Genomic DNA, 9,748 nt, shown 5'->3' with positions numbered 1-9,748 from the left:
GATCGCGTTGCGGTAGTAGGGCGAGGGGTCGGTCCCGGTGACGACGTAGCCGATGCGGACGTCGTTGTTGCCGAGCACGAGCCGGCGGTCGGTGACCGCGTCGGTCCCGGTCTCGAGGTCGTGCAGCTTGAGATGTCGCGGCTGGAGGGGGTGGTTGGGCGTCCGGGCCTGGTCGGGCAGCTCCCACACCTCGGTGGCGACGATCGCCGACGGGACGCCGCGGTGGTAGAGCAGCGACGAGTCCGACGAGAAGCCCTCCTCACCCATCAGCTCCTCGTAGTACAGGCGCCCCTCCGGGTCCCGGTGCTGGGTGTGCCGCTTCGGCGGAACCGATCCGACCTGCCGGTAGAACGCCATCTTCCTTACCTCGTCTCGCTCACCGATAATAGAACAGTGCTTATTCTCATTTCGAAGATACTCCGGTACCGTGAGGAGCGTGTCAATCCCCTCGCGCTTCCGGCACCTCGTCGACGACGCCGCGATCTTCCCGCCGGGCCTGTCCCCCCTTCCCGAGGCGGTCGTGGCGCACGCCGATCACCTGCGCTCGGACCATCGCGAGCTGGTGGGTCCGTTCGTGGTGGGCACCGGTCATCTCGCCGAGCTCGTCGGGCTCGCCACGCCGGCGCTCTTCCCTGCCAGGCTCCGGGTCAGCGTCGTGGTGCCGTCGCCCCGGGAGCTCCCCGCAACCGTCCGGACCGTCGACGACGCGGCCCACCTGGAGCTGGCAGGCCTCGAGGTCAAGCTCCACCACGACCGGCCCGCGACGGATCAGGTCCGCGAGATCGCTGCCGGGCAACGGCACGGCGCGGCGACGTATGTCGAGGTTCCCCGGCCCAGCGACCCGCAGTGGCCGGACGTGCTCGAGACATGCGCCGAGTCAGGACTGCGGCTCAAGTTCCGCACCGGAGGCACCGAGGCCGCCGCCTTCCCGTCCGAGACCGAGGTCGCGACCTGGGTGCGCGACGCGGTCGGTAGGTCGGTCCCGTTCAAGTGCACCGCCGGCCTGCACCAAGCGGTGCGCCACACGGGCGCGACGACCGGCTTCGAGCACCACGGCTACCTGAACATCCTGCTGGCCACGGTCCGGGTGGCGCAGGGGGCCGGGCCCGGCGAGGTCGAGGCCGTCGTGGCCCAGCGCGATGCGCACGCGGTGGCCAACGAGGTCGCCCGCTGCTCGGACCGGGTCATGGCCTCGGCCCGCGAGGCCTTCACCTCCTACGGCTCGTGCAGCATCCTCGAGCCGCTCCAGGACCTCGCCGATCTCGAACTTCTCGTCTGCGCCTGACCTCTCCCCCGCATCCACAGGAGCCCACCCATGACGAGCACTCCCTCCTCCACGCCGACGTGGGTCCCCGGCGCCCACGGCAGCCTCTACGACGTCGACAACCTTCCCTACGCCGTGTTCTCCGACGCCTCGGGGCCGAGGCGAGTGGGCGTGCGCATCGGCGACCACGTGCTCGACCTGGCGGCCGCCGCCAGCACGTCGGCCGCGCCGTACGTCCCCCTCGTGGAGTCCGCGTCGCTCAACGCCCTGATGGCCGCCGGACCGGAGACCTGGGCAGCGGTGCGCGCGTGGGTCGTCGGCCTGCTCACCGATCCCGACCAGCAGGGACGGCTCTCCCTGGTCCCCCTGGCCGACGCCGAGCTCGCCCTGCCCTTCGAGGTCGGGGACTATGTCGACTACTACGCCTCCGAGCACCACGCGGCCAACGTCGGCAGGATCTTCCGCCCCGACGCGGACGCGCTGCTTCCCAACTGGAAACACCTCCCCGTCGGCTACCACGGTCGGGCCGGGTCCATCGTGGTGTCCGGCACCGACGTCCACCGACCCTCGGGACAGCGCAAGGCGCCGACGGACGCGGTGCCGTCGTACGGTCCGAGTCTTCGGCTCGACATCGAGGCCGAGCTCGGCTTCGTCGTGGGCCAGCCCCGTCCGCTCGGGCAGCGGGTCTCCACCGCGGAGTTCGCCGACACCGTCTTCGGCGTCACCGGCGTCAACGACTGGTCGGCGCGAGACATCCAGGCCTGGGAGTACGTGCCCCTCGGCCCGAACCTGGCGAAGTCCTTCGCGACCAGCGTCTCCGCCTGGGTCACTCCCCTGGCCGCGCTGGAGCACGCGCGAGTCGATGTGCCCGGCCAGGACGTCGAGGTGCTGCCCTACCTGCGCGAGACCGGGCCATCCGGCTATGACATCGAGGTCGAGGTGGAGGTCAACGGCACTGTCGTCGCGCGCCCGCCGTACTCGTCGATGTACTGGTCGCCGGCGCAGATGCTCGCCCACCTCACGGTCAACGGTGCTTCGCTGCGGGTGGGGGACTTCTACGCGTCGGGCACGATCTCGGGTCCGGAGAAGGAGCAACGCGGGTCCTTCCTCGAGCTCTCCTGGGGCGGCACGGAACCCTGGACCGCCGCGGGGCAGGAGCGCACGTTCCTCGAGGACGGCGACGAGGTGGTGCTGCGCTACACGGCGCCCGGTCGGACCCACGCGCGCATGGGGCTGGGCGAGGTGCGTGGCACGATCCTGTCCACCACCTGACTCATGAGCGGAGCCGGTCGATGAACCCGACGGAGCCTCCTAGCGAGGGTTCCCAGACCTTAGAGCGCGGTCTCGCCGTGCTGCTCGAGCTCGGGCGTCATCCCGAAGGGCTCACCACGAGCGAGGTGGCGACCAGGTGTGGGCTGCACCGCTCCATCACCCACCGCCTCCTGGTGTCGCTGCACCGCACCGCGTTCGCCTACCGCGACGCCGAAGGCCGCTACACCGTCGGGCCCACCGTCCACGACCTCGTCGAGGGCTCCCGACCACAGCTGCGCGAGGTCGCCGAACCCGTCCTCCACCGGCTCGCCCGCCTGGTGGACGCCACCGCGAGCCTGGTGGAGGTGGTCGGTGACCACGCGGTCACGACCCTCGTCGCCGAGCCACCCTCGGACGGTCCCCGCTTCTCCTACCGCGTGGGCAACCGCGATCCACTGGACCGGGGCGCCGGCGGTCTGGCCGCGCTCGCCTCGGGTCCACCGATGGCCGGAGAGCCCGATCGGGTCGCCGAGGTCAGGGCGGCCGGCCACGTCACGACACACGGCGAGCTCAATCCCGGCGCGCACGGAGCAGCAGCCCCGCTGCCCGGCTGGGGTCGGCTCGCGGCGGTCGTGGTGATCACCTCGGACCGGCAGTCGGCCGAGCGGGCAGTACCAGCCCTCGTCAGCGCGGCTCGCGAGATCCTCGCGGCCAGGTCGGCCGAGGCAGCAGAGAGGATCCCGGCAGCGGTCGCAGCCGAAGCCACCTGAACGCCAGGGCCACCGACGGGCCCGCGACGGCGACGAAGAGCACGGTGCCGAGTCCGACGGGCCCGCCGAGCAGCCACCCGAGGCCGAGACCAGTGCCTTCGGAGAGCACTCGCGCGGTCCCCACTCCGATGGGAACCCTCACGTGCAGGGCCAACATGAGCCCGTCGCGCGGCCCCGGGCCCAGATGAGCGCCGACATAGACCGCACATCCGGCAGCGAAGACGGCGATCCCCGCCATGAGCACGACCAGACGCTCCACGAGGGTCTGTGAGGGCAGCGTGGCCAAGACGGACGTGGTCAGGAGCACGTTGAGCGCGAGACCGATGACGAGCACGTTGAGCACCGTCCCGACGCCCGGTCGTACGCCGAGCAGCGCGACGAGCAGCACGAGGACGGTGCCCACCAACATGGACGCGGTCCCGATCGCGATCCCGATCCGCTCCGCCAGTGCGATGTGCAGGACCTCCCAGCTCGCGACACCCAGTCCGGCACGGATCGTCAGCCAGATGCCGACGGACGACACCACGAGGCCGCCGACGAGCTGGACACACCGACCGCCTTTGCTCGTCGGCCAACGAGGCTTCACGCAGTGGGCCGCACGCCGGTGGTCATCCCCCGTAGTGCAGCCACACCGACTTCACCTCCGTGTACGCGTCGAGCGCCCAGGGCCCCATCTCGCGTCCCCAGCCCGAGGCCTTGTAGCCGCCCCAAGGAGCGGCCATGTCGGGGATGGGCGGCATGTTGACGAAGACCGCTCCGGACTTGATGCCGTTCGCCAAACGCTGGGAAGTTGCGATGTCCCGCGTCCACACCGTGGCGGCCAGGCCGTACGGCGTGTCGTTCGCCCGGGCGATCAGGGCGTCGAGCTCGTCGCCGTCGTCATAGCTGGTCACCGAGAGCACCGGCCCGAAGATCTCCTCCCGCATGATCTCCGCGTCGTCGGTGACGCCGCGGAAGACGGTGGGTTCGAAGAAGTAGCCGTCGCGGTCGATCCGGTGTCCGCCGGTGACCAGCTCGGCACCGTCGTCGGCACCGGTGGCGACCAGCTTCTCCACGTGCGCGAGGTGCTTGGCCGATACCAAGGGCCCGAGCACGTTGGACTCATCGGCCCCGGGCCCGATCGGCACCTGCGCCAGCGCCTGTCCCACCTTGTCGACGAACTCCTGCTCGCGCGCGCGGTCGACGTAGAAGCGGGTGTAGGCCGCGCAGACCTGACCGGAGTTGAGCGTCGCTCCCATCACGTTGCCAGCCACTGCGGCGTCGATGTCGGCGTCCCGGGCGATGATGCTCGGAGCCTTGCCCCCCAGCTCCAGGGTGAGTCGCTTGAGGTTGGTCTCGGCGCTGGCCTTGGTGATCAGCCGACCGACCGCGGTGGAGCCGGTGTAGGAGAGGTGGTCCACGTCAGGATGCCGCGCGAGCAGGTCACCGACGCTGCCGTCGCCGGTCACGATGTTGACGACGCCGGAAGGGAAGCCCGCCTCGGCGCACAGCTCCACCAGCCGCAGGCTGGTCAGCGGCGTCACTTCGCTGGGCTTGATCACGACCGTGTTTCCTGTTGCCAGCGCGGGTGCGAGCTTCCAGGCGAGGATCATCAGCGGGAAGTTCCAGGGAGTGATCAGAGCCGTGACGCCGACGGGCTCGCGTCGGGTGTAGTGCAGCGTGTCGGGGAAGGAGATCGGGTTGGTGGTGCCCTGGATCTTGGTGACCCAGCCGGCGTAGTAGCGGACGTGCTCGGCCGCTCCCCCGGCCGAGACCATGCGCGAGATGCCGATGGGCTGGCCCTGGTCGCGGGTCTCGAGCTGGGCCAGCTCCTCGTGATGCTCGTCGATGAGGCTGGCGAGACGGAAGAGCAGCCCTGCGCGCTGAACAGGGAGCAGGCCGGCCCACGCCGGGTCCGTCAGAGCTGCGCGTGCCGCCGACACCGCGGCGTCGACGTCGGCTCGGCTGGCGGTGGGCACCTCGTCGATGACCTGGCCCGTGGCCGGGTCGATCGTGTCGATCGCCGACGTGCCGGTGGAGTCGACCCACTGCCCGTCGATGAAGATCTTGGTGGCCATCGGGATCCTCCTGTGTTGCGCGAGCTCGACGTGGTCGAGCGGTCTCGGGGGGCGTCCGGAACGGAGCGCCTGCACGATTCTGCGCGCCGTCGAGGCGGGTCGACTTGGCTCACCGCGACCGACTTTTGTCGTGGGGTGACGAGTCCCACATGGCGGTCTTCCTTCCGGAGTCGACGTTCGGAGAATGGGCAGTGGGCCGACCGCGGGACCTCCTCGCGGGCCTGCATGTCACCAATGGAAGGTCGCACCATGACGCTGAACGCCGACGTGATCGTCGTCGGAGCCGGGTCAGCCGGTTCCATCCTCGCCCGCCGTCTCGTGGACGCTGGACTCGACGTGCTGCTCGTCGAGGCCGGTGACGAGGACACCAACCCGGCCATCCACGACGTGATGCGTCTGGCCGAGCTCTGGATGAGTCCGCAGGACTGGGGGTACTTCACGGTTCCGCAGAGGAACGCGGCTAACCGGTTGCTCCACCTCCCTCGCGGCAAGGTGCTGGGCGGGTCGCACGCCCTGAACGCCGCGATCTGGGTGCGTGGGTGCGTCGAGGACTTCACCCACTGGCAGCGGCTCGGCGCCCCGCAGTGGGGCTGGGACGACGTCGCCCCCTTCTATGACCGGATCGAGGCGTACGACGGGCCGGTGACCACCGGACGCGGCACCGACGGGCTGCTGGACGTCACTGTCGCCTGGGCCCTCGACCCCATCCAGCAGTCGATCATCGACGCCTCGGTCGAAGCCGGGCTGGAGGTGAACCCGGACTACAACTCCGGTCATCTGGACGGCGTCGCCAGGATGCAGTTCAACATCCGTGGGACCGAGCGCTGGAACACCTACAAGGCCTACGTGAAGCCGGTCCGAGGCCAGGACAACCTCCAGGTCGTCACGGGAGGTCGGGTCAACCGCCTCATCGTCGAGGACGGACGCGTCCGCGGAGTCGAGATGGACGTCGAGGGGGTCCCCACCGAGGCTTTCGCCGCCGAGACGATCCTCTGCGCCGGCGCGCTGGACTCTCCCCGCGTGCTTCTCCGAAGCGGCGTGGGTCCCGCGGATGAGCTGCGTGCCGTCGGTGTCGACGTGGTGCTGGACCTTCCCGGCGTCGGCCGCAACCTGCATGACCACCTGCTCTCTCCGTTGGTCTTCGAGACCACGATCCGCGAGGTGGGGCCACCCACGCCGGGACTGGCCGCGGCCCAGACGCACCACTTCTGGCGCAGTCGCCCGGGACTGGACTCCCCCGACACCCAGCCCATCAACTTCAGTGTCCCGATGTACTCAGAGGAGTGGATGAACGGGCCGGAGTTCGGGTTCTCGCTCATGGCCGGCCTGGTCCGGCCCGAGAGCCGCGGCGCAGTGACTCTGACGGGACCCGACGCCGACGACCCGATCGCCATCGACCTCAACGTCTTCGACGACGAGCGGGACCTCGACGCGCTCGTCGCGTCCGTGCGCAAGTGTCGCGAGATCGGATTGCAGCCCGCCCTGGCGACCGAGTGGGGTGCCCGCGAGCTCTACCCCGGCCCCGGTCTGGAGTCGGACGAGGAGCTGCGTGACTACGTCCGTCGCACGGCGATCACCTACCACCACCAGGTCGGCACGTGCGCCATGGGCGTAGGCCCCGAGGCGGTGGTGGACCCGGCCACGCTCCGCGTCCACGGCCTCGCCGGCCTCCGGGTGGCCGACGCATCGGTCTTCCCCCGCATCACCAGCGGCAACACCAACGCCCCCGCGTGCCTGGTCGGGGAGCGCGCATCTGACTTCGTCCTGGCCGACCAGGCCTAGGCCTGGCTTCGGGTCTCGCCGCGGAACTGCCGCGGCGAGACGCAGTACGCCGCCTTGAACACCCGGGAGGAGTGCGGCGCGTCCGGCAACCCCCCAGCATGCGCCGATCTCAGACACGGAACGGCCTGCGTGCACGGGATCACTGAGCATCCGGCGACACTGCTCGAGGCGTCGCGTCCGGATCCGGTGCGACACCGTTGTCCCTTCGGCCTGGAAGATCTGGTGCAGCTGACGGACTGAGATGTAGTTCGCGGCAGCGATCCGGCGGGGGGGTCAGTGCGTCGTCGTCAAGGTTTGCCTCGACGAAGCTCTTGATCTGTCCGAGCAGCCTGCGTCGGGACTCCAAGGAGCCCTCGAGCGGCGCGTCGAGCTCGCTGGCGAACAGGGTCGTCACCAGATCGATCGTGGGGTGCGCCAGCCGCAGGGCGGGCACCCCGTGGAGCGACTCGAAGTTGCTGGCCAGGCGCAGCAGGAAGGGGCTCAGCATCTGGCACATCGCTCGGTCCGCGGGCAGGCGCCGGGCGGTGAGCTCGCTGAGATCCTCGGTGGTGAGGTCCATGGAGGCCCGGAGGAACATCAGGACGATATGGCGCATCTCGCCCTCCGACACGAGTCTGTAGGGGCGCGTGGTGTCGTAGAGGGCCATGTCACCAGGCATGAGGAGTGCCTCCTTGTGGAAGGAGTCGGGACGGTCGGTCTCCACCTCCAAGGGCACGAAGCTCTGTGAGACATGGCGCCTCCAGTCCGGATCTGTGACGGTTGACACATGCAGGACGGACTTGTCCGCGAGCGCATAGAACTCTGCACACAGAGACAAGAAGCCCCGAACGCCACGTTCGCCACGCCCGGAAGTGGTAGGTCAGCCCTGCAGCGCGCGCATGGTCGTGGCCGCCTCCGAGACCCGCCGGCCTACTGCGTCGATGTCAGCCTCCCCCGCAAAGACCACACAGACGGCGGCCCCGCGAGGGTGCAGCTCGGGCACCGGCGAGGCGACCGCCGAGAGCCCTGAGATGACCTCGCCACTGGTGGAGACCCAACCCTGTGCGCGGGCGCGGGCGACCTCGGGACGCTCCCCCAACTGGGCCGGCGCTCCGGCGAGCAACGCCAGGCCCGGCGCACCCCGGTCGACCGGGTGCCGCGAGCCGGGGCGGTAGGTGACGTGGGCGGCGGCCGTCGACGGAGCGACGGTGAACAGCGTCAGCGCCTCGTTGCCGTCACGCAGCACCACGAACGCGGTCATGCCGAGGTCGTCGGCCAGCGAGGTCAGCTCAGCGACCGTGGCGGCTCCCAGGTCCTGGGTCAGGCTCCGGGCCAGACCGACGAGCCCCAGCCCTCCGCGGTAGAGGTCGTCGGCCCCACGCTCGACCAGTCGGTGGTCCTCCAGCGTGCGCAGCAGCCGGTAGACGACCGACCGGTGCAGGCCCGACATGCGCACGACATCCGGCAGCGACAACGGGGTCTCCGCGACCAGCTCGAGCAACGCGAGCCCGCGATGAAGCGTCTGGGAGCGGGTCCCCTCCACGGGAGCACCGATCGAACCGTCGACCCCGGCCGGCGCGGCCATCCGCATGTTGGACCCCTTGTCTCCGACGCCTGGGAACGTTTACCGTGTCGTAACGCTCGATTACCGAATGTATTGTTCTATATAAGAACGGATCACCATGACTGTCAAGTCCTTCGCATCCTCTGCGGACCTGGGCGAGAAGACCGAGACCCTCGAGGTCCTGGCCGATGGGGTCTACGCCCTCACCGCCGAAGGGGACCCCAACATCGGCGCCATCGAGGGCGAGGACTTCGTCGTCGCCTTCGAGGCACGCGCCACCCCTGCGGCTGCCCGGGACTGGCTCGCGCGGCTTCGCGAGCACACCGACAAGCCGGTCAAGTACCTGGTCCTCAGCCATTACCACGCCGTACGCGTGCTGGGGGCGAGTGCCTTCGAGGCGGAGAGCATCATCGCCCACGACATGACGCGGACCCTGATAGAGGAGCGTGGCGAGCAGGACTGGGCCAGCGAGTACGGCCGCATGCCCCGGCTCTTCAAGGAGCCAGAGGGGATCCCGGGGCTCACGCGTCCCGACATCACGTTCAGCGACCGTCTCACCATCCCGCTCGGAGGCGACCGCGGTGACCTGATCCTGCAGCACTGCGGGCGCGGTCACACGGCCGGCGACATCGTCGCGTGGCTCCCCCGCACCAAGGTGCTCTTCGCCGGCGACCTCGTCGAGGCGCAGGCAGCGCTGTACACCGGGGACGCCTTCCACATGGACTGGTCGACCGGCACCCTCGACAACGTCAAGGCGTTCGAGGCTGAGTCGCTCGTCGGCGGCCGCGGCGCCGTCGCCCAGGGTCGCGATGCGGTCGACTCGGCGATCGAGCAGACCCGGATGTTCCTCCTCACGATGCGTCAGGAGGTGGGCGCCGTGCACGCTGCCAAGGGCACCCTCAAGGAGGCCTTCGAGGCAACGCACGGCGCACTGTTCGAGCAGTTCGGCCGCTGGCCGATCTTCGAGCACTGCATGCCCTTCGACGTCGCCCGGCTGTGGGACGAGCTCAACGGGATCGACTGGCCCCAGATCTGGACCGCCGAGCGCGACCTCGAGGTCTGGGACCAGTTGCAGAGCTGA

At 69.8% G+C, this 9,748-nt stretch carries 9 protein-coding genes and 1 pseudogene; 5 read left to right on the top strand and 5 right to left on the bottom strand.

All coding sequences use genetic code 11. The annotated features are described in order from the left end of the window. A pseudogene (locus ACYVC6_RS09470) lies at nucleotides 1-357 on the bottom strand (homogentisate 1,2-dioxygenase); the annotation flags it as partial. A gap of 79 nt (nucleotides 358-436) precedes the next feature. On the opposite strand from ACYVC6_RS09470, the gene ACYVC6_RS09465 reads away from it, so the two are divergent. The 3 genes from ACYVC6_RS09465 to ACYVC6_RS09455 are packed head-to-tail and all read left to right on the top strand — an operon-like array spanning nucleotide 437 to nucleotide 3,285. Continuing rightward, nucleotides 437-1,285: a hypothetical protein gene (locus tag ACYVC6_RS09465; protein WP_460713274.1), complete on the top strand. Its 849-nt coding sequence runs from the start codon at nucleotides 437-439 to the stop codon at nucleotides 1,283-1,285. Nucleotides 1,286-1,315: 30 nt separating this feature from the next. Further along, nucleotides 1,316-2,536: a fumarylacetoacetase gene (gene fahA, locus ACYVC6_RS09460; protein ID WP_460713272.1), complete on the top strand. Its 1,221-nt coding sequence runs from the start codon at nucleotides 1,316-1,318 to the stop codon at nucleotides 2,534-2,536. 20 nt (nucleotides 2,537-2,556) lie between these two features. Beyond that, a complete protein-coding gene (locus tag ACYVC6_RS09455; RefSeq protein ID WP_460713270.1) occupies nucleotides 2,557-3,285 on the top strand; it encodes an IclR family transcriptional regulator in 729 nt (242 codons plus the stop codon). Here the strand turns inward: ACYVC6_RS09455 and ACYVC6_RS09450 are convergent. Both ACYVC6_RS09450 and ACYVC6_RS09445 read right to left on the bottom strand, forming a co-directional pair. Beyond that, the gene (locus ACYVC6_RS09450; protein WP_460713268.1) at nucleotides 3,200-3,811 is read right to left on the bottom strand and encodes a YczE/YyaS/YitT family protein; all 612 of its coding nucleotides are present in this window, start codon (nucleotides 3,809-3,811) and stop codon (nucleotides 3,200-3,202) included. The genes ACYVC6_RS09455 and ACYVC6_RS09450 overlap by 86 nt on opposite strands. Nucleotides 3,812-3,893: 82 nt before the next feature. Continuing rightward, nucleotides 3,894-5,342 (bottom strand): aldehyde dehydrogenase family protein, encoded by a 1,449-nt coding sequence (locus tag ACYVC6_RS09445; RefSeq protein ID WP_460713266.1) that lies wholly within the window; start codon nucleotides 5,340-5,342, stop codon nucleotides 3,894-3,896. Nucleotides 5,343-5,591: 249 nt separating this feature from the next. Between ACYVC6_RS09445 and ACYVC6_RS09440 the strand changes: the two genes are divergently transcribed. Continuing rightward, nucleotides 5,592-7,124, top strand: coding sequence for a GMC family oxidoreductase (locus tag ACYVC6_RS09440; protein ID WP_460713264.1), 1,533 nt, complete (start codon nucleotides 5,592-5,594; stop codon nucleotides 7,122-7,124). 139 nt (nucleotides 7,125-7,263) lie between these two features. On the opposite strand, the gene ACYVC6_RS09435 is transcribed toward ACYVC6_RS09440, so the two are convergent. Next, entirely contained in the window at nucleotides 7,264-7,782 is a 519-nt protein-coding gene (locus tag ACYVC6_RS09435) for an AraC-like ligand-binding domain-containing protein (protein ID WP_460713345.1), read from the bottom strand. A gap of 201 nt (nucleotides 7,783-7,983) precedes the next feature. Next, a complete protein-coding gene (locus ACYVC6_RS09430) occupies nucleotides 7,984-8,694 on the bottom strand; it encodes an IclR family transcriptional regulator (RefSeq protein ID WP_460713262.1) in 711 nt (236 codons plus the stop codon). 91 nt (nucleotides 8,695-8,785) lie between these two features. On the opposite strand from ACYVC6_RS09430, the gene ACYVC6_RS09425 reads away from it, so the two are divergent. Further along, on the top strand, nucleotides 8,786-9,748 hold the full coding sequence (locus tag ACYVC6_RS09425; protein WP_460713260.1) for an MBL fold metallo-hydrolase: 963 nt from the start codon (nucleotides 8,786-8,788) through the stop codon (nucleotides 9,746-9,748).

The sequence above is a fragment of the Nocardioides dilutus genome (genome assembly GCF_054779555.1).
This window is presented reverse-complemented; position numbering and strand designations above follow the sequence as displayed.